This is a genomic window from Pseudomonas sp. S3_G06 (genome assembly GCF_054667565.1).
Genome location: NZ_CP162738.1, coordinates 3,387,721 through 3,405,734, shown reverse-complemented (window position 1 = coordinate 3,405,734; position 18,014 = coordinate 3,387,721). Strand labels below are relative to the sequence as shown.

The following is an 18,014-nucleotide window of genomic DNA, read 5'->3' as shown; positions in this document are numbered from 1 at the left end:
TCTCAATACTGGCACAAGGCCCAAACGCGAGTAATTATCACATGGCCGAAAACCCCGTTTTTGAGCGCGCGACGCGCTTTTTATCGGCATTGCGCCACTGTCAGGTCTTGGGTCTGCAAGTGCACAGTGCTTCCAGCGAAGGGCTGACGGTGATCCTGCCGTACAGCGAAAAAATCGTCGGCAATCCCGAAACCGGAGTCATCCATGGCGGCGCCATCACTTCGCTGATGGACACCGCCTGCGGCATGTCGACCCTTTGCGTGCTGCCGGAGTTCGAAGTCTGTCCGACCCTCGATCTGCGCATCGACTACATGCACGCCGCTGAACCGAACAAAGCGGTGTACGGCTTTGCCCAGTGCTATCGCGTCACCACCGACGTGATCTTTGCCCGTGGTTTTGCCTACCAGGACGATCCCGAGCAACCGATTGCCCACGTCGTCGGCACATTCATGCGCATGGGCACCGGTCTGAAGGGCAGCAAGGGTTTCGCGGGCGCGATCAAGGGAGCGAGCCAATGAGCAACGATCTCAGAGAGCAGCTGCAACAGGCTCACGCGCAGGGCGATTACGCTCCGCTGCTGGCGTTGATTCCCTATGCCGGGCTGATCGGTATCGAATGTTCGCGGGTCGGCGATGAGCTCTTGTTCAAGCTGCCGGCGAACAAGGACAACATTGGTAACCCTTTATTGCCGGCGATCCATGGCGGAGTGATTGCCGGCTTCATGGAGCTGGCCGCAGCCCTGCATTTGCTGATTTTCACCGGCACACCGGGTGTGCCGAAGATCATCGATTTTTCCCTCGATTACCTGCGCGCCGGGCAGTTTCGCGACACTTGGGCCAGGTGTCAGGTCTGCCGTCAGGGCCGTCGCGTCGCTAACGTAGCGGTCACTGCCTGGCAGAGTACCGAGGCCGAACCGATCGCCACCGCCCGCGCGCACTTCAAAATTGATGAGCCCTTGAAATCCTGAACAGCGCCCCCAACTCAGATGACAACCCGCCGCAGACCATTTCGGGTCGCGGCCACTGCCATCTGATTGGAGTTTGATGACCATGAGTGTGGAAACTCAAAAGGAAACCCTGGGCTTCCAGACCGAGGTAAAGCAGCTGCTGCACCTCATGATCCATTCGCTGTATTCGAATAAGGAGATTTTCCTTCGCGAATTGATCTCGAACGCCTCTGACGCTGTCGACAAGCTGCGCTTCGAAGCCCTGGCCAAGCCTGAGTTGCTCGAAGGTGGCGCTGACCTGAAAATCCGTGTGAGCTTCGACAAGGACGCCAAGACCGTCACCCTCGAAGACAACGGTATCGGCATGAACCGTGACGATGTGATCACCCACCTGGGGACCATCGCCAAATCCGGCACCGCCGACTTCATGAAAAACCTGTCCGGCGATCAGAAGAAAGATTCGCACCTCATCGGCCAGTTCGGTGTCGGCTTCTACTCGGCCTTCATCGTTGCCGACAAGGTTGATGTTTACAGCCGTCGCGCCGGCACTGCCGCCAGCGAAGGCGTGCACTGGTCGTCGAAAGGCGAGGGCGAGTTCGAAGTCGCCACCATCGACAAGCCAGAGCGCGGCACCCGCATCGTCCTGCACCTGAAATCCGGCGAAGACGAATTCGCTGATGGCTGGCGTCTGCGCAACATCATCAAGAAGTACTCCGACCACATCGCTTTGCCGATCGAACTGCCGAAGGAAGTCACTGCGGCCGAAGGCGAAGAGGCTCCAGCCGTTGAATGGGAAACCGTCAACCGTGCCAGCGCCCTGTGGACCCGTCCGCGCACTGAAGTCAAAGACGAGGAATACCAGGAGTTCTACAAACACATCGCTCACGACTTCGAAAATCCGCTGTCGTGGAGCCACAACAAGGTTGAGGGCAAGCTCGAGTACAGCTCGCTGCTGTACGTGCCGGCCCGCGCACCGTTCGACCTGTACCAGCGTGAAGCGCCGAAAGGCCTGAAGCTGTACGTGCAGCGTGTGTTTGTGATGGATCAGGCCGAGTCGTTCCTGCCGCTGTACCTGCGCTTCATCAAAGGCGTGGTCGATTCCAACGACCTGTCGCTGAACGTGTCGCGTGAGATCCTGCAGAAAGACCCGATCATCGATTCGATGAAAACCGCGCTGACCAAGCGTGTGCTCGACATGCTGGAAAAACTGGCGAAGAACGAGCCTGAGCAATACAAAGGCTTCTGGAAAAACTTCGGTCAGGTCATGAAAGAAGGCCCGGCAGAAGATTTCGCCAACAAAGAAAAAATTGCCGGTCTGCTGCGTTTCGCATCGACCCAGGGCGACGACGGCGAGCAGGTTGTCGGTCTGGCTGACTACCTGGCCCGCGCCAAGGAAGGTCAGGACAAGATCTACTACCTCACCGGCGAAACTTACGCGCAGGTCAAGAACAGCCCGCACCTGGAAGTCTTCCGCAAGAAAGGCATCGAAGTACTGCTGCTGACCGATCGCATCGACGAGTGGCTGATGAGCTACCTCAGCGAATTCGACGGCAAGACGTTTGTCGACGTGGCGCGCGGTGACCTCGATCTGGGCAACCTGGATTCGGAAGAGGACAAGAAAGCCGCAGAAGAAGTCGCCAAGTCCAAAGAAGGCCTGGTCGAGCGTCTGAAAACTGCTCTGGGTGATTCCGTGGCTGAAGTCCGCGTATCCCATCGTCTGACCGATTCGCCGGCCATTCTGGCCATCGGCGAACAGGACCTGGGCCTGCAAATGCGCCAGATCCTCGAAGCCAGCGGGCAGAAAGTCCCGGATTCGAAGCCGATTTTCGAATTCAACCCAAGCCACCCGCTGATCGAGAAACTCGATGGCGAGCAGAGCGAAGAGCGTTTTGGCGACCTGTCGCACATCCTCTTCGATCAGGCCGCCCTGGCGGCGGGCGACAGCTTGAAGGATCCGGCCGCTTACGTGCGCCGGCTGAACAAGCTGCTGGTTGAACTGTCGGTTTGATCACGTTGTAGGAAAAACCCGCTTCGGCGGGTTTTTTCGTTCTGGTGTTTACTCAATCAGGAGTCAGAAATGAGCCAAGTCACTGTACGTTCCGTGGTCTATCAGATTGACGGCCAGGCCTATGAAGGTCGCCTGGCGTTCGACGCCGAGCACAAGGCTGCGCGCCCGGGTTTGCTGATGGCGCCGAACTGGATGGGCGTCAGCGCCGGTGCCGAAGACATCGCCAAGTCGGTCGCGGCCAAGGGTTACGTGGTGCTGATCGCGGATGTCTACGGCCAGAGCGTACGTCCGCAGAACGCTGATGAGGCGCTGGCAGCAATGATGCCGCTCAAGGACGACCGCGCGCTGCTGCGCAAACGTCTGCAAGTGGCTTTCGAGCAATTGCAGAGCCAGGGCGAAGCCACGGTGGATACTTCGAAACTGGCGGTGTTCGGTTTCTGCTTCGGTGGTTGCTGTGCGCTGGACCTGGCCCGCACCGGCGCGCCGGTAAAAGCGGCGGTGTCGTTCCACGGCACGCTGGATTCGCCGAACCCGGCGGATGCGCAGAACATCAAGGGCTCGGTGCTGGTGCTGCATGGCGCGTCCGATCCATTGGTGCCGAAAGAGCAACTGCCGGCATTCGAAGATGAGATGAACGCGGCGAAGGTCGACTGGCAACTGCTCAGCTACGGCGGCGCGGTGCACTCGTTTACCGATCCGCACGCCAATGTGCCGGGCAAGATGATGTACGACGAAAAGACCGCCAAGCGCGCGTTCAAGTCGATGCATGATTTGCTGGATGAAGTGTTCAAGGGCTGATTGCCCTCAGATCAAAAGATCGCAGCCTTCGGCAGCTCCTACATGAATCCGGTGTAGGAGCTGCCGAAGGCTGCGATCTTTTGCTTTCAACGGCTTGCCGGTAGTTCTATCCGCTCGATTTCCCCCGGCACCGTCGGCCAATCCTTGGCCGCCCACTTGCGCCGTGCCTCATCAATCGCCGCCGGATCGCTTGCAACAAAATTCCAGTTGATCCGCCTCGGACCGTCCAGCGCCGCGCCGCCGAACACCACCGCGTGCACATCGCTTTCGGCAAACAGGCTCATCTCTTCGCCGGCTGGCAACACCACCAGCGCATGCGGCTCGATCGCCTCGCCATTCAATTGCGCATCACCGCTCAACACGTACACCGCGCGTTCTTCATGCTCGGTCGGAATCAGCAGTGTGGTCGCGGTCTGCATCTTCACTTCCGCATACAACGTAGGAGAAAGCACCGGTACTGGCGATTCCAGGCAAAAGCCTGACCCGGCAATCATGCGAATCTGCACGCCAAGGTTATCGCTGACCGGCAACGTCGCTGCCGGGTGATGACTGTAATGCCCCGGGCCCTGTTCGTGGTCCTTGGGCGAGGCCAGCCAGACTTGCAGGCCGTGCAAGGTGAAGGTCTCGGCGAGCAGTGGGGCTGGCGTACGCTCGACGTGGGCGATGGCGCTGCCAGCGGTCATCCAGCTGACATCGCCGGCACCGACCACCTGATCGGAGCCCAGACTGTCCTTGTGCTGCAATTGCCCTTCGAACAGATAGGTAAGCGTCGACAGACCAATGTGCGGATGCTGTCGGATGTCCATACCTTTGCCCGTCGGATAAATCGTTTCGAGCATGTGGTCGAAAAACACGAAAGGCCCGACGTTGCGGCATTTGGCTGACGGCAGCGGGCGCAGAATCGGCTGGCCTTCGACGTCTTCGGCGCGCGGGCGGATGATCAGGAGTGACGTGTCCATGGTGCATTCCAGGCTGAGCGGGTGATGCCAGAAGCATAACCCGCCGCTGGCATCAGGAGGATTATTGGCTGTCGAAGCCTTGTGGGGCGTGGGTTTCGATGCTGACTTCGCTGTTAGTCATCAATTTGTGAATCGGGCAGCGATCGGCCACGCGCAGCAGTTCCTCACGCTGGGCGTCGGTGAGTACGCCTTTGAGCGTAAGGGTGACATGCAGGGCGTATTTGCCTTTCTGTTCCTGGCTGTTGTCGCGCTTTACCTCGACTCCCACGCCGGTCAGCGGGATGTCTTTTTTCTTCGCGTACATCTTCAGGGTCAGCGCTTTACAGGCGCCAAGGGCGGCGTCGAAGTAGTCGTGTGGCTCTGGCGCGGTGCCTTCACCCCCGGCGGCTTTCGGTACATCGGCAAACAATTCGTGGTCGTCGATCTGGACGGTGTGACGAAAACCTTCGGCAGAGACGGTATTGACGGTAACAGTCATGGAAACCTCACAGGCGGCAGGAAAAATCGTTCGATCAAAACAGACCTTGCAGCTATAGAGCATTCGCGGCAGTGGGCGTTCCGCTTTTCGGCAGGGCTGAACCCTTGTCGTTCGGGCGCGGTCTAGGCTATGCCCATCTGCCGGAGATTACTTGTGTCCTTGTCTCGTCTGAGTCTTGCCTGTCTGCTGCTGTTCGCTGGCAGCGCCAGTGCCCGCGAATACACTTACAGCGATGCGCACCTGCATTACGTGGATTTTTTCCAGGAAAGCGCCGGCATGCAGAAATTGCTCACGGCCATGAAAGAAAATTCCATCGAGCACGTGATGATTTCGGGCATTCCCGTGGCGAAGAAATGGCATGAAGACGAACCCAAGCGCCCGCGCTATTACGCCGGTGATGACGCCGATGCCTATTGGTACAGCGCCACCGATGTGATCATTGCCGACGCGGTGGAAAAACTGGCGCCGGAGCAGCGCCAGTACTTTCATCCGTTCCTGTCCGGCTTCAATCCCAATGACAAGAATTCCGCCGCGCACATTCAGCGCATGCTCGACCTGTATCCGGGTTTGTGGCAGGGCATCGGCGAGGTGTTCACCCGGCACGATGACCTGACCGCGCTGACCTCCGGCGACACACCCCGGGCCAACAACGAGGCGATGACCAAGATCTATCACCTCGCCGCGGAAAATGATCTGCCGGTGATGCTGCATTCCAACATCACTTCCAAGCGTGAGAAAAATCCGCTGTACCTGAAGGAGGTCGAAGAGCCGCTGCGCAATCATCCGCACACGCGATTCATCTGGGCGCACGCCGGCACCAGCGCCGAGATCCATCGGCATCAGACCCAGTTGCCGTTTCTCCTGCCGACCCTGACGCGCATGCTTGAGGCTTATCCGAATCTGTTTATCGACCTGTCGTGGAGCATGCTCACGCCGTATCTGCTCGACGAGCAGGGCAAGCCGCGCGCCGAATGGCTGGCGCTGGTGGAGAAGTATCCCGAGCGCTTCATGCTCGGCTCAGACGTAGTAGGACGGTTCAACAAACTCGGTCAGGAAATGCACAGCTACAAGCCGTTTCTCGATGCGCTGCCGGAAGCGGTGGCGCGCAAAGTCGCGCGGGATAACTTCCTGGCAATCTTGCCGCGCAACACAGGTAAACCCGCCGGTCCGCGCTGAAACGTCAAAGCCACGGGTTCGAACTAGCCGCTCGTCTGCCTATCGCCTTTTCGTCTTACGCAATTTCTAGGCAATGCCGATACCTTCTAAAGCAACCCGCTGCAGGCTGATGCAGCGCTTTTGGAAGGAGCCAGAGTGATGAATATCCGTAGTCTCAATATTGCCCCGCGTGCCGGTCTCGGTTTTGGCCTGCTGGCCCTGATGGTGTTCGCCCTTGGCGCGTTCGCCTTGCTGCAAATGTCGAACATGCGTGCGCAGTCCGATGAAGTCGACAACAACTGGCTGCCAAGCGTGATGGCGGTCGGTGAGATGAGTCAGGACATGCTGCGCCTGCGCGCACTGACCATGCGCCTGTTGCTCAACCGTGACCCCAAGGCACTGGAGCAGAATGTCGCCAAGCTCGACGAGCTGCGCAGTGGCTTGAGCGAAGCGCAGCAGCGTTATGACGCATTGATCGTTTTGCCGGAAGAGCGCGTATTGTTCGAACGCTTCAAGGGAACCGAGCACAAATACCTTGAGCTTCAGGCACAAGTCCTACAGCTGTCAGCGCAGAATCGGGTGGCAGACGCTTCGGCGATTCTCAACGATCAGATGAGTCCGCTGGCCGATGAAATCGCTGCCACCCTGCGTCAGCTGGTCGAGTTGAACAAGCAAAATGCCGGTCTCGCCACTGAGGCAGCGCGCTTGGTCTTCAAGCAATCGCGGCTGTGGGTCGCAGTAATGATCGCCATTGCCGCGCTGATTACCGTCGGCCTGGCGTTGCTGCTGACGCGCAGCATTGTCGTGCCATTGTCGCAATCGCTCAGCGTGGCCGAAGTGGTGGCCGGTGGGGATTTGACCGGCGACATTCACATCGTTGGCAGAGACGAGCCGGCGCGTCTGCTGCAAGCGCTGAAAAGCATGCAGCACAATCTGCGCGACACGATCCGGCGCATTTCCGAGTCGTCCACGCAACTGGCCTCGGCGGCGGAAGAGTTGAGCAGTGTCACCGAAGACGCCACTCGCGGCTTGTATCAGCAAAGTCAGGAAATCGAACAGGCCGCCACTGCGGTCAACCAGATGACAGCAGCGGTGGAGGAAGTGGCGAACAACGCCGTGGCCACGTCTGAAGCTTCTCGCGAATCCGACCGCATCGCCCGGCAAGGGCGCGAGCAAGTGCAGCAGACGGTGACGTCGATCGAGTTTCTCGCTGGCGATGTCACCAATAATGCCGCGCAGGTCGAGGCGCTGGCGCAAAAGGTTCATGGCATCAGCAAAGTGCTGGACGTGATTCGCTCGATCGCCGAACAGACCAATCTGCTCGCCCTCAACGCCGCGATCGAAGCGGCGCGCGCCGGCGATGCCGGGCGTGGTTTTGCAGTAGTGGCGGATGAAGTGCGCGCGCTGGCGCATCGCACCCAGCAGTCGACCCAGGAAATCGAGCAGATGATCGGCGGGATTCAGCAGGGCACCGATTCAGCGGTCAGTTCGATGCAGCAGAGCAATTCTCGGGCGCGCTCGACCCTCGAGCTGGCGAAGAGCGCAGGCTCGGCCCTGGAGGAAATTGCCTCGGCGTTTACCTTGATCAACGAGCGCAATCTGGTCATCGCCAGCGCCTCGGAACAGCAGGCAGCGGTGGCGCGCGAGGTGGATCGCAACCTGATGAATATTCGTGATCTGGCAATGCAGACATCGGCAGGGGCCAATCAGACCAGTGCGGCGAGTCAGGAGTTGTCGAAGTTGGCGGTGGATCTGAACGGGATGGTGGCGCGGTTTTCTGTCTGAATCAGCAGGCGACGAAATTCCTGTAGGAGCTGCGGCACGCTGCGATCTTTTGATGTTGACTCAAGATCAAGGTCAAAAGATCGCAGCCTCGTTTCACTCGTCAGCTCCTACAGGAAATGATGTGTTTGCGAAAACTGCGGACATTAAAAAGCCCCGCATTCGCGGGGCTCTTTGTTGTTGCAGTCGATCAGCTGCCTTTGACAGTCTTGCCGTTGACCGTACCGTCCTGGAGCATGATGTTGTACTCCTTGCCGTCAGTCTCGACCTGTTGCAGACGCACCAGCAGGTAATCCCAGTCTTTGGCGAACCACAGCACGGTGATGCGCTTGCTTTGTGTCGGATCGCGCACGCGTTCGACCTTGATCGCGTCGATCTGGCCGGCCTTGGTATCGACCTTCTCCGAACCCAGCACGCGGAAGTCGTAGGTATCGACTTCGCCATCATCAACCACCTGATAGCTCATGCTTTTCTTGCCGGCGGCGACGTCGTGCTGCAGCGCCAGTTGGTAGGTCGACTTGTCGACCATGCCACGGTTCAGCGGGATTTTCACCGCGTCGCCACGGTCGGTGCCGGTCACCAGTTTGTTGGCCCAGTCGAAGTCCAGATCAGCCTTTTTCGCTTTGCCCAGGCCACCACGTTCAAAGTGGTAGGACTGCGGCAGGAGGGTGTCCTTGTCCAGCTTCAGGGTGCTTTCTTCAGTCAGGCTGGCGATCATCATCGAGGCCTTGAAGCTGAGCTTCCAGACGCCGTTGGCTTCCTTGGTCAGGCTGCGTTCGGCAGTGCCGCTCATGGGCAGCTGCTTCCAGTCGGCGGTGTAGCTGGCGGAGAACGGTTGAAGGTCCGCTGCCTGCGCGAAGGGCAGGGCGAGCAGAGCGCAAGCGAAGAGCAGGGCGCGACGCATAATATCTCCTAGTGTCGAATCAAGTGGCCGCTGGCGGCGAGTAACTGGCCGTCGAGTAAAGCACCCTGGTCACCGAGTGTCAGCCTGCCTTCGGCAAACCAGCGTACTGCCATCGGGTAGATCAGGTGTTCCTGAACGTGGACTCGTTGCGCCAGACTCTGCGGCGTGTCGTGCAACTCTACCGGTAATACTGCTTGTACGACCAGTGGTCCGCCATCGAGTTCCTCGGTGACGAAGTGCACGGAGCAGCCATGTTCCGTGTCGCCGGCCTCCAGCGCGCGCTGATGAGTGTGTAACCCTTTGTATTTGGGCAGCAGCGACGGGTGGATGTTGAGCAGGCGACCCTGGTAGTGGCGCACGAAATCAGCGCTGAGAATGCGCATGAAGCCGGCCAGTACCACGAGTTTGGGGTTGAATTGGTCGATCAGTTCGATCATCGCGGCATCGAAGGCCTCGCGGCCCTCGAATGCCTTGTGATCCAGCGAGCGGGTGGCGATACCCGCGTCGCGGGCGCGTTGCAGGCCGTAGGCGTCGGCGCGGTTGGAAATCACCGCAGCGATGCGGACCGGGCTGTCGCCGGTCCGCGTGCTGTCGATCAGAGCCTGCAAGTTACTGCCGGTGCCGGACAACAGCACCACGACATCACAGGACTTTGGCATCAGTGAGCCTTGAGGTTCTTCAGCTCGACCTGCGCAGCGCCCTCGGCGGCCACGGCGATCTGACCGATGACCCAAGGCTGCTCGCCAGCGTCACGCAGAGTGTTCAGGGCCACTTCGACGTGCTCCTGAGCTACGCAGATGACCATGCCGACGCCGCAGTTCAATACGCGGTGCATTTCGGTTTCATCAACGTTGCCTTGCTCTTGCAGCCAGTCGAAAACGGCCGGGCGAGTCCAGCTGGCGACGTCGACCACAGCCTGAGCGCCTTTTGGCAGTACGCGCGGGATGTTGTCGAGCAGGCCGCCACCGGTGATGTGGGCCATGGCTTTAACGGCGCCGGTGTCTTTGATCAGCTTGAGCAGTGGCTTGACGTAGATGCGGGTCGGGGCCATCAGCAGGTCGGTCAGCGGTTTGCCGTCGAGCTGGGTGTTTTCGATGTCGGCGCCGGAGACTTCGATGATCTTGCGGATTAGCGAGTAGCCGTTGGAGTGCGGGCCGGACGATGGCAGGGCGATCAGCGCGTCACCGGTGGCAACTTTCGAGCCGTCGATGATTTCCGCCTTTTCCACCACGCCGACGCAGAAGCCGGCCAGGTCGTAGTCTTCGCCTTCGTACATGCCTGGCATTTCAGCGGTTTCGCCGCCGACCAGCGAGCAACCCGACAGTTCGCAGCCAGCGCCGATGCCGGTGACAACCTGGGCAGCGGTGTCGACGTTCAGTTTGCCGGTGGCGTAGTAGTCGAGGAAGAACAGCGGCTCGGCGCCGCACACCACCAGATCGTTGACGCACATGGCGACCAGGTCGATGCCGATGCTGTCGTGCTTGTTCAGGTTCAGCGCCAGACGCAGCTTGGTGCCGACGCCGTCGGTGCCGGAGACCAGCACTGGCTGCTTGTAGCCGGCCGGGATTTCGCAGAGGGCGCCGAAACCGCCCAGGCCGCCCATGACTTCCGGGCGCGCAGTGCGCTTGGCGACGCTCTTGATGCGTTCGACCAATGCTTCACCGGCGTCGATGTCTACACCGGCGTCCTTGTAGCTCAGGGAGGGTTGCTTGCTCATGATCCAGGCCTTTAGGGGAGGGGATTCAGGGGGTAACGACCGAGTTCAGCGGGAACATCGAACTCGATGGGCGATCGCCTCACGCGAGTTTCGAGGGGCCCGGCCGTTGCCGGTCTGCGAAGGCGCGCGATTTTATCAGGCTTGAGGGGCAGCGGCCATCCTCGCACCGACGGGCAGGGCCATATCGGCGGAAATTTTTTGCAATCGCAGGGTATGACTGCCTGTATAAGGTGTGGCGATTAACCGTCTATCGTTAGGACTGTGCAAAAACTTACCGCCACCGTGTGAATGTTTTGCCAGGGGTGGGGGTCACAGCCTTGCTCAAACGGTTCACGCGGCGTGTTCCAGCCGCTCCTGTCGACGGGAATTTTCCATGCGTTTTTGTAAATTGTTATTTGTAGGCTGCCTGACGCTGGTCAGCCTGGCGAGCCATGCCGAAAACCTCAAAGGCCTGTATCAGGTGCGTCAGCCGGTCAACGGCCAGGCGCCGGAAGAGCGCGATCGCGCCACGCAGGCAGCGCTCGATACCCTGGTGCTGCGCCTGACCGGCGACCCGAAAGCCGCGCAGAACCCGGGGCTGGCGCCGATCCGCAAGGACCCGCAGCAGATCATCAGCCAGTTCGGCTTCGACGCCGGGCCACCGGAAGTGCTGAAAGTCGACTTCGATCCGGCAACCACCGAGCAGGCCTTGCGCCGGGCCGGGTTGCCGGTGTGGGGCGCCAGTCGACCGTCGATCCTCGGCTGGTGGCTGAACGATTCAACTGAAGGTGCGAGCCTGGTCGGTGACGGTCAGGCCGCAGCCGCAACGTTGCGCACGGCCGCACAACATCGCGGTTTGCCACTGCGTTTGCCACTGGCTGATCTCAGTGAGCAACTGGTCGCCACCGCACCGGCGCTGGAAAGCGCTGATCCCGCGCCTCTGCGCAGTGCTTCGGAACGCTACAACGCCGACGCCTTGCTGGCGGTGCATGCCCGCGAAGAAGGCGGGCAGTGGCAGGCGAAGTGGCGCTTGTGGCTCGGTGATCAGAAAGAGGCCGGCAGTGTGCAGGGCGCTGATCAGGCAGCTGTTGCCGATGCGGTGATGCTGGCGGTAGCCGAGCGTCTGGCGCCGCGATTTGTCGCCAAGCCCGGCGCGTCGGGTCAGCAGACGCTGGAAGTGCAGGGCATGAATCTGGAGCACTATGCGGCGCTGCTGCGGTTACTCGAACCGTTCGGCGTGCGTCTGCAAAGCGTGCAGGGTGATCGCATCGTCTACCAGGTCAATGGCAGCGTCGATCAATTGCGCGCGCAATTGTCGCTGGCGAAGTTGCAGGAGCTGCCGGCCGAAGCGCCGGCCCCGGTGGCGCCTGCCCAGCCAGCGGCGGATGGTACGCCTGCGGTCGCAGCGCCGACCCCGGCAGCGGCGGCACCGTCGTTGCGGTTTCGCTGGTAAGTCTTTCCTTATATAGAAGCATCAGGAGTGGTAAATGGCCGATACGCGGCGTTGGTTCTGGCTCGGTGGGGTAGTCCTGCTTTGCGCGTTTGTATGGTTGCTGCACCCGATCCTCACGCCGTTTCTGGTCGCGTTGTTGCTGGCTTATCTGTTCGATCCGCTGGTGGATCGTCTGGAGCGGCTCGGGCTGTCGCGAACCTGGGGCGTGATCGCCGTGTTTGCCTTGTTCACGCTGATCGTCACCGCGTTGCTGCTGGTGCTGGTGCCGATGCTCGCCAAGCAGTTGCTGCGTCTGTACGAACTGGCGCCGCAGATGCTCGACTGGTTGCAGCACACCGCTGTGCCGTGGGCGCAAGCGAAACTGGGGCTGTCGGACGGCTTCTGGAAATTCGATAAGGTCAAAGCTGCGATCAGCGAGCACATGGGCCAGACCACCGACATCGTCGGCGTGGTGCTGAGTCAGGCGACGGCCTCGAGCCTGGCGCTGATCGGCTGGTTGGCAAATCTGGTGCTGATCCCGGTGGTGAGCTTCTATCTGTTGCGCGACTGGGACGTGATGATGGGCAAGATCCGCAGCCTGCTCCCACGTGATCGCGAAGAGCGCGTGGTTGCGCTGGCGGGCGAGTGCCACGAAGTGCTCGGCGCGTTCGTGCGCGGGCAGTTGCTGGTGATGGTTGCGCTGGGGGTGATTTATGCCGCCGGCCTGATGATCGTCGGTCTGGAACTGGGGCTGTTGATCGGCCTGATTGCCGGGCTCGCGGCGATCGTGCCGTACATGGGTTTTGTCATCGGCATTGGTGCGGCGCTGATCGCCGGATTGTTCCAGTTCGGTGGCGATCTGTACCCGATGGTCGGGATCGTCGCGGTGTTCATGGTCGGTCAGGCGCTGGAAGGCATGGTGCTGACGCCGCTGCTGGTCGGGGACCGCATCGGCCTGCACCCGGTGGCGGTGATCTTCGCGATCCTCGCTGGCGGCGAGCTGTTCGGTTTCACCGGCGTTCTGCTGGCGTTGCCGGTGGCGGCGGTGATCATGGTGCTGGTGCGTCATGTCCACGACTTGTATAAGGATTCCGGGATCTACAGCGGCGTTGACGAACCTGAGCTGTGATGGCGCGGGCCGCCCGGCGCTTGGCCGGGCTGGCCCGTTTCGTGCGAGCGAGGGCGCCAGAGAATCTGTCATCAAACCGCTGCGTCAACGCAAACCTTTGATTTTGCTTGGGGTCTGTCGCATTGTGCGCTCAGCCTCACGGGTATAAACTTCGCCAACTTTACACAGAGGCCACTAACGGTTCCTTTGAGAACTGTTCAGTCAGCATGAAACCGATTCAGCTGCCCCTAGGTGTGCGTCTGCGTGACGACGCCACCTTCATCAACTACTACCCAGGCGCCAATGCCGCTGCACTCGGCTATGTCGAGCGTCTCTGCGAAGCCGACGCCGGGTGGACGGAGAGCCTGATCTACCTGTGGGGCAAGCACGGCGTCGGGCGCACGCATCTGTTGCAGGCCGCGTGCCTGCGCTTCGAGCAGATGGGCGAACCGGCGGTGTATCTGCCGCTGGCCGAGTTGATGGACCGCGGCGTGGAAATCCTCGACAACCTTGAACAGTACGAACTGGTCTGCCTGGATGACTTGCAGGTGATTGCCGGCAAGGCCGACTGGGAAGAGGCGATGTTTCATCTGTTCAACCGTCTGCGTGACAGCGGCCGGCGCCTGCTGATTGCCGCGTCCACTTCACCGCGCGAATTGCCTGTGAAGCTGGCTGACCTGAAATCCCGTCTGACCCTGGCGCTGATCTTCCAGATGCGCCCGCTCTCCGATGAAGACAAACTGCGTGCGTTGCAATTGCGCGCATCCCGTCGCGGTCTGCACCTGACCGATGAGGTTGGGCACTTTATTCTCACTCGCGGCACGCGGAGCATGAGCGCGCTGTTCGATCTCCTCGAGCAGCTTGATCAGGCGTCCCTGCAAGCGCAACGCAAGCTGACCATTCCCTTCCTCAAGGAAACTCTTGGCTGGTAGTAGTGGGCTTTTGCCAGCTTTCAGGCGCCAGAAAACCCGCGTCCCTGCCCCGATCCCCCGGCCAGACGAGTTACGCGCTTAGATGTAAACGCGAAACCGGGAAGTCACATAAAGTTCGATTGAATTTGCAAATGAGGACGATAGCGGGCATAGTCTCGGCTTCTTTACAACTATCAGCCACGGTCGTGCCCATGCTAAAGCGCTTCGCACCCCTCGTGCCTCTCGCACTCGTTACCCTGTTATTCGGTTGTGCTGCTCATTCTCCGGTTCAAGAGCCGCCGCAACAGGTCAAGAATTCTGCTACCGCCCAGTCTTCCGTTATTTATCAGGAAGAGCTGGACACCGAAAAAGAACTCAACCAGTTCAACGGCAGCAAGCCATATCAGCTTCCTGTACTGGCTGACAGCATCCTCGAACGCGGCATGTCCCTGATCGGTACCCGTTACCGTTTCGGCGGTACCTCTGAAGCCGGCTTCGATTGCAGCGGTTTCATCGGTTACCTGTTCCGCGAAGAGGCGGGCATGAACCTGCCGCGCTCGACTCGCGAAATGATCAACGTTGATGCGCCGCTGGTTTCGCGCAGCAACCTTGAGCCGGGTGATCTGCTGTTCTTCGCCACCAATGGTCGTCGCGGTCGTGTCAGTCACGCCGGCATCTACCTGGGTGACAACCAGTTCATTCACTCCAGCAGTCGTCGCAGCGGCGGTGTTCGCATCGACAGCCTGGGTGACAGCTACTGGAGCAAGACTTTCATCGAAGCCAAGCGCGCACTCGCCATGGCGCCGACCGTGGTCACCGCTCGCAAGTAAACTGCATGTCGCTGCGTTCGCGGCGACAAAACGGCACGGCAATGGAGTAGACCTAAACTTTACAAGGTGAAGTTAAAGTCTTACTTGAAGTTTGCCGCGTAGCCGCTAGAATCCTGAATCTATATTGATGGCAAACCGCCTGCGTGATGACGCAGGCGGTTTTGTTTCTGTCCATTCGGCAGAGAAAGCCGCAGCCAGATCAGGATGTTCTGCTTATGACGATGTCGGCCCGCCTCACCTTGATCCTTTGCGCCGCGCTGCTCAGCGCCTGCGCCAGCCGTACACCGCCGCCAGCCCCCGTGGTTCGCGCGCCGATCGTGTTCGCTCCTTCCCAGGCTTTTTCCCCCGTTGCTGAAGACGTGCTGTTCCGTGCCCTCGGCCTGGTCGGCACACCGTACCGCTGGGGCGGCAACACGCCAGATTCCGGTTTCGATTGCAGTGGTCTGATCGGTTTCGTCTACCGCGACGCGGCGGGAATTTCGCTGCCACGCTCGACCCGCGAAATGATCGTCATGCAGGCGCCGAATGTCGGCAAGGAAGGCTTGCAGACCGGCGACCTGATTTTCTTCGCCACCAATGGCGGCTCGCAGGTCAGTCACGCGGGGATTTACGTCGGTGAGGGACGCTTCGTGCACGCACCGGCCACGGGTGGCACGGTCAAGCTCGATAGCCTGTCGAAGGCCTATTGGCAGAAGGCGTATCTGAGCGCCAAGCGGGTGTTGCAGCCGGGGCAGCTGGCGCATAACCCCTAGCGCGTATGCATAACTAATTGTGGGAGCGAGCCTGCTCGCGAAGGCGGAGTGTCAGTCGACAATGATTTGACTAATACACCGCTTTCGCGAGCAGGCTCGCTCCCACATTTTTTGCTTCGCGCTTAACTTACTTGCTGGCCGACACGCGCCACACCTTGTTCCCGACATCATCCGCCACCAGCAAGCCACCTTGCTGATCGATCACCACGCCCACTGGGCGGCCCAGCGCGTTTTCGTCCTTGTCGAGGAAACCGGTCAGCACATCCACCGGCTGCCCGGTCGGCTTGCCGCCAGTAAACGGCACGAAAATCACCTTGTAGCCGCTGTGCGGTTTGCGGTTCCACGAGCCGTGCTGGCCAATGAATGCGCCTTCCTTGAATTGCGCCGGCAAGCGGTTGCCATCGGCGAAGGTCAGGCCCAGCGAAGCGGTGTGCGGACCGACCGCGTAATCCGGAGCGATGGCCTTGGCTACCAGATCCGGATTCTGCGGTTTGACCCGCACATCGACGTGCTGGCCATAGTAGCTGTACGGCCAGCCATAGAAGCCGCCGTCCTTGACCGAGGTTATGTAGTCCGGCACCAGATCGCTGCCGATTTCGTCACGCTCGTTGACCGCTGTCCACAAGGCGCCGCTGGTGGGTTCCCAGGCGAGGCCGTTGGGGTTGCGAATGCCCGAGGCGAAGATCCGGTGATTGCCGGTCGCCCGATCCACTTCCCAGATCGCCGCGCGGCCTTCTTCCTGATCCAGACCGTTTTCGCCAACGTTACTGTTCGAGCCGACGGTGACGTAGAGCTTGTTGCCGTCCTTGCTGGCGATGACGTTTTTGGTCCAGTGGTGATTCAGCGTGCCGCCAGGCAAGTCGACGACTTTGATCGGTTGGGTCTTGATCTCGGTGGCGCCCGGCTCGTAGTTGAAGCGCAGCAGGCGGTCGGTGTCGGCTACGTACAAATCGTTGCCGACGAGCGTCATGCCAAACGGCGAGTTGAGGTTCTGCAGGAACACCGTACGGGTTTCTGCGACGCCATCGTGGTCGGCATCACGCAACAGGGTGATGCGGTTCGGGCTGGGCACGCCGGCGCCGGCCTTGCCCATGACTTTCTTCATCACCCAGCCACGAATGCCTTTGCTGTCATCGGGCTTGGGCGGCGCGTTGGTTTCCGCCACCAGCACATCGCCGTTGGGCAGCACATAGAGCCAGCGCGGGTGATCGAGGCCTTCGGCAAACGCCGCGACCTGGGTGCCGGCCGCTGCGGTCGGTTTCGCGCCGTCCGGCCAGCCCACCGCCGGGGCGATGTTCACTGTCGGGATCAGCGTCTTGTTCGGTTCGGGCAGTTTCGGTGACGGACCGGTGCCGTCGGAGACTTGCAGGCTGGAGGTTTCACCGCAGGCGGCGAGCCCGCCTGCGACGGCGATGATAAGAGCGAGTTGGGCCTTGCGCATTGCTGATCTTCCCTATGAATGCATTCCTAAACATAGAGGAGGGCGCAGGCCCGATGGTTCAACTGCTCAACCGCGGGCTTCCTTGAACAGCACGGCGATGCCCGGATGATAGTTGCCCGCGTCGCTGTGCAATTTGCGATAGGCGTAGGGGAAATACCAGGCCACGGCGCAGGTGTGTTCCTTTTGCAGGTCGTCGACCATGTCCTGCAATTCTTCGGGGCTGGCGCTGTGCTGAGGTTTTTGCGGAGCAACAAAGAGGCAGCCGAGCTTGAGATCGCTGGCGTAGCTGATGCGCTTGGCATCAACGGTGATGTCGAGCAGGGCCTGGGTCAGGTTGAGGTTGTTGACCCGTGGCCAGCGTTGCGTGGCCTGAATGAACGCGCGGTCTTCGGCGCCGGCAATCAGCAGGTCGGCGCGGGCATTGCGTTCGCCTTCTTCGTTCTGTTTGCGCGTGGCCGTGTCGTTCAGCGTGACCATTTCAGCCATCCACGCCGCTGCCGCGAGCAGGCCGAGATTGGCTTTCTCGTCGTGCCAATATGGCGTGTCGTTGTCGCCGCGAACGGTGTTGTAGCGATCGATACAGTCAAACCAGCGTTCCAGCAACGGGCGCAGGAATTCCAGGCGCGGGTTGCTGATGATCATGCCTTGCATCGTCGTCATCCTTATTGTTGTAGTGGGCTTTTTGGAAAAAAGCATGGCTCTTTGATATCACTTGTCACAGTCTGGCACAAGATTGCCGCTGCACAATTGAGCAGCGGCAGTTATTCGCGCGCAAAGCGCCTCTTCAATTGACGCTCCACCCCCAACCCTCTAA

The 18,014-nt window shown here is 60.3% G+C and carries 18 protein-coding genes; 11 read left to right on the top strand and 7 right to left on the bottom strand.

The window, feature by feature from the left end:
- Positions 1-41 precede the first annotated feature (41 nt).
- The 4 genes from AB4N47_RS15180 (at position 42) to AB4N47_RS15165 (ending at position 3,752) form a co-directional block, all read left to right on the top strand.
- Entirely contained in the window at positions 42-518 is a 477-nt protein-coding gene (locus AB4N47_RS15180) for a PaaI family thioesterase (RefSeq protein WP_071171476.1), read from the top strand.
- Entirely contained in the window at positions 515-967 is a 453-nt protein-coding gene (locus AB4N47_RS15175) for a PaaI family thioesterase (protein ID WP_016773686.1), read from the top strand. Before AB4N47_RS15180 ends, AB4N47_RS15175 begins: the two co-directional genes overlap by 4 nt.
- 82 nt (positions 968-1,049) lie before the next feature.
- On the top strand, positions 1,050-2,954 hold the full coding sequence (gene htpG, locus AB4N47_RS15170) for a molecular chaperone HtpG (RefSeq protein ID WP_038861952.1): 1,905 nt from the start codon (positions 1,050-1,052) through the stop codon (positions 2,952-2,954).
- Between the two features lie 69 nt (positions 2,955-3,023).
- A complete protein-coding gene (locus AB4N47_RS15165) occupies positions 3,024-3,752 on the top strand; it encodes a dienelactone hydrolase family protein (RefSeq protein WP_341638808.1) in 729 nt (242 codons plus the stop codon).
- Positions 3,753-3,838: 86 nt separating this feature from the next.
- Here the strand turns inward: AB4N47_RS15165 and AB4N47_RS15160 are convergent, their stop codons facing one another.
- A complete protein-coding gene (locus AB4N47_RS15160; protein ID WP_341638809.1) occupies positions 3,839-4,711 on the bottom strand; it encodes a pirin family protein in 873 nt (290 codons plus the stop codon).
- A gap of 61 nt (positions 4,712-4,772) precedes the next feature.
- Positions 4,773-5,189, bottom strand: coding sequence for an OsmC family protein (locus tag AB4N47_RS15155; RefSeq protein ID WP_341638810.1), 417 nt, complete (start codon positions 5,187-5,189; stop codon positions 4,773-4,775).
- A gap of 129 nt (positions 5,190-5,318) precedes the next feature.
- Between AB4N47_RS15155 and AB4N47_RS15150 the strand changes: the two genes are divergently transcribed.
- Together AB4N47_RS15150 and AB4N47_RS15145 are read left to right on the top strand one after the other, a co-directional pair.
- Positions 5,319-6,365, top strand: coding sequence for an amidohydrolase family protein (locus AB4N47_RS15150; RefSeq protein WP_122747449.1), 1,047 nt, complete (start codon positions 5,319-5,321; stop codon positions 6,363-6,365).
- A 138-nt stretch (positions 6,366-6,503) separates the two neighbouring features.
- Positions 6,504-8,129: a methyl-accepting chemotaxis protein gene (locus tag AB4N47_RS15145; RefSeq protein WP_341638811.1), complete on the top strand. Its 1,626-nt coding sequence runs from the start codon at positions 6,504-6,506 to the stop codon at positions 8,127-8,129.
- A 187-nt stretch (positions 8,130-8,316) separates the two neighbouring features.
- Here the strand turns inward: AB4N47_RS15145 and AB4N47_RS15140 are convergent, their stop codons facing one another.
- From AB4N47_RS15140 to purM, 3 genes are read right to left on the bottom strand one after another with little or no spacing between them, the layout of a single operon-like run.
- Positions 8,317-9,030, bottom strand: a complete 714-nt coding sequence (locus tag AB4N47_RS15140) for a DUF3108 domain-containing protein (protein WP_016773693.1) — start codon at positions 9,028-9,030, stop codon at positions 8,317-8,319.
- An 8-nt stretch (positions 9,031-9,038) separates the two neighbouring features.
- Positions 9,039-9,689 (bottom strand): phosphoribosylglycinamide formyltransferase, encoded by a 651-nt coding sequence (purN, locus tag AB4N47_RS15135; protein WP_341638812.1) that lies wholly within the window; start codon positions 9,687-9,689, stop codon positions 9,039-9,041.
- Entirely contained in the window at positions 9,689-10,747 is a 1,059-nt protein-coding gene (gene purM / locus AB4N47_RS15130) for a phosphoribosylformylglycinamidine cyclo-ligase (RefSeq protein WP_341638813.1), read from the bottom strand. Before purM ends, purN begins: the two co-directional genes overlap by 1 nt.
- A 373-nt stretch (positions 10,748-11,120) precedes the next feature.
- Between purM and AB4N47_RS15125 the strand changes: the two genes are divergently transcribed.
- The 5 genes from AB4N47_RS15125 to AB4N47_RS15105 all read left to right on the top strand — a co-directional run bounded on the left by AB4N47_RS15125 (position 11,121) and on the right by AB4N47_RS15105 (position 15,759).
- Positions 11,121-12,179 (top strand): DUF2066 domain-containing protein, encoded by a 1,059-nt coding sequence (locus AB4N47_RS15125; RefSeq protein WP_341638814.1) that lies wholly within the window; start codon positions 11,121-11,123, stop codon positions 12,177-12,179.
- A 34-nt stretch (positions 12,180-12,213) separates the two neighbouring features.
- On the top strand, positions 12,214-13,287 hold the full coding sequence (locus tag AB4N47_RS15120; RefSeq protein WP_016773697.1) for an AI-2E family transporter: 1,074 nt from the start codon (positions 12,214-12,216) through the stop codon (positions 13,285-13,287).
- A gap of 206 nt (positions 13,288-13,493) precedes the next feature.
- Entirely contained in the window at positions 13,494-14,198 is a 705-nt protein-coding gene (hda, locus tag AB4N47_RS15115) for a DnaA regulatory inactivator Hda (protein ID WP_007919828.1), read from the top strand.
- 191 nt (positions 14,199-14,389) lie between these two features.
- On the top strand, positions 14,390-15,007 hold the full coding sequence (locus AB4N47_RS15110; RefSeq protein ID WP_016773699.1) for a C40 family peptidase: 618 nt from the start codon (positions 14,390-14,392) through the stop codon (positions 15,005-15,007).
- 215 nt (positions 15,008-15,222) lie between these two features.
- Complete coding sequence (locus tag AB4N47_RS15105) at positions 15,223-15,759, top strand: C40 family peptidase (protein ID WP_041479547.1); 537 nt, start codon at positions 15,223-15,225, stop codon at positions 15,757-15,759.
- A 127-nt stretch (positions 15,760-15,886) separates the two neighbouring features.
- Here AB4N47_RS15105 and AB4N47_RS15100 read toward each other — a convergent pair whose 3' ends face one another.
- A complete protein-coding gene (locus AB4N47_RS15100; RefSeq protein WP_341638815.1) occupies positions 15,887-17,200 on the bottom strand; it encodes a PQQ-dependent sugar dehydrogenase in 1,314 nt (437 codons plus the stop codon).
- A 66-nt stretch (positions 17,201-17,266) separates the two neighbouring features.
- Entirely contained in the window at positions 17,267-17,851 is a 585-nt protein-coding gene (locus AB4N47_RS15095; RefSeq protein WP_122505964.1) for a hypothetical protein, read from the bottom strand.
- Positions 17,852-18,014: the final 163 nt, after the last annotated feature.

Bases quoted from the DNA above. Each gene is read 5' to 3' on its own strand.
- AB4N47_RS15180 (WP_071171476.1), top strand. From the start codon at position 42: ATGGCCGAAAACCCCGTTTTTGAGCGCGCGACGCGCTTTTTATCGGCA.
- AB4N47_RS15175 (WP_016773686.1), top strand. From the start codon at position 515: ATGAGCAACGATCTCAGAGAGCAGCTGCAACAGGCTCACGCGCAGGGC.
- htpG (WP_038861952.1), top strand. From the start codon at position 1,050: ATGAGTGTGGAAACTCAAAAGGAAACCCTGGGCTTCCAGACCGAGGTA.
- AB4N47_RS15165 (WP_341638808.1), top strand. From the start codon at position 3,024: ATGAGCCAAGTCACTGTACGTTCCGTGGTCTATCAGATTGACGGCCAG.
- AB4N47_RS15160 (WP_341638809.1), bottom strand. From the start codon at position 4,711: ATGGACACGTCACTCCTGATCATCCGCCCGCGCGCCGAAGACGTCGAA.
- AB4N47_RS15155 (WP_341638810.1), bottom strand. From the start codon at position 5,189: ATGACTGTTACCGTCAATACCGTCTCTGCCGAAGGTTTTCGTCACACC.
- AB4N47_RS15150 (WP_122747449.1), top strand. From the start codon at position 5,319: ATGCCCATCTGCCGGAGATTACTTGTGTCCTTGTCTCGTCTGAGTCTT.
- AB4N47_RS15145 (WP_341638811.1), top strand. From the start codon at position 6,504: ATGAATATCCGTAGTCTCAATATTGCCCCGCGTGCCGGTCTCGGTTTT.
- AB4N47_RS15140 (WP_016773693.1), bottom strand. From the start codon at position 9,030: ATGCGTCGCGCCCTGCTCTTCGCTTGCGCTCTGCTCGCCCTGCCCTTC.
- purN (WP_341638812.1), bottom strand. From the start codon at position 9,689: ATGCCAAAGTCCTGTGATGTCGTGGTGCTGTTGTCCGGCACCGGCAGT.
- purM (WP_341638813.1), bottom strand. From the start codon at position 10,747: ATGAGCAAGCAACCCTCCCTGAGCTACAAGGACGCCGGTGTAGACATC.
- AB4N47_RS15125 (WP_341638814.1), top strand. From the start codon at position 11,121: ATGCGTTTTTGTAAATTGTTATTTGTAGGCTGCCTGACGCTGGTCAGC.
- AB4N47_RS15120 (WP_016773697.1), top strand. From the start codon at position 12,214: ATGGCCGATACGCGGCGTTGGTTCTGGCTCGGTGGGGTAGTCCTGCTT.
- hda (WP_007919828.1), top strand. From the start codon at position 13,494: ATGAAACCGATTCAGCTGCCCCTAGGTGTGCGTCTGCGTGACGACGCC.
- AB4N47_RS15110 (WP_016773699.1), top strand. From the start codon at position 14,390: ATGCTAAAGCGCTTCGCACCCCTCGTGCCTCTCGCACTCGTTACCCTG.
- AB4N47_RS15105 (WP_041479547.1), top strand. From the start codon at position 15,223: ATGACGATGTCGGCCCGCCTCACCTTGATCCTTTGCGCCGCGCTGCTC.
- AB4N47_RS15100 (WP_341638815.1), bottom strand. From the start codon at position 17,200: ATGCGCAAGGCCCAACTCGCTCTTATCATCGCCGTCGCAGGCGGGCTC.
- AB4N47_RS15095 (WP_122505964.1), bottom strand. From the start codon at position 17,851: ATGCAAGGCATGATCATCAGCAACCCGCGCCTGGAATTCCTGCGCCCG.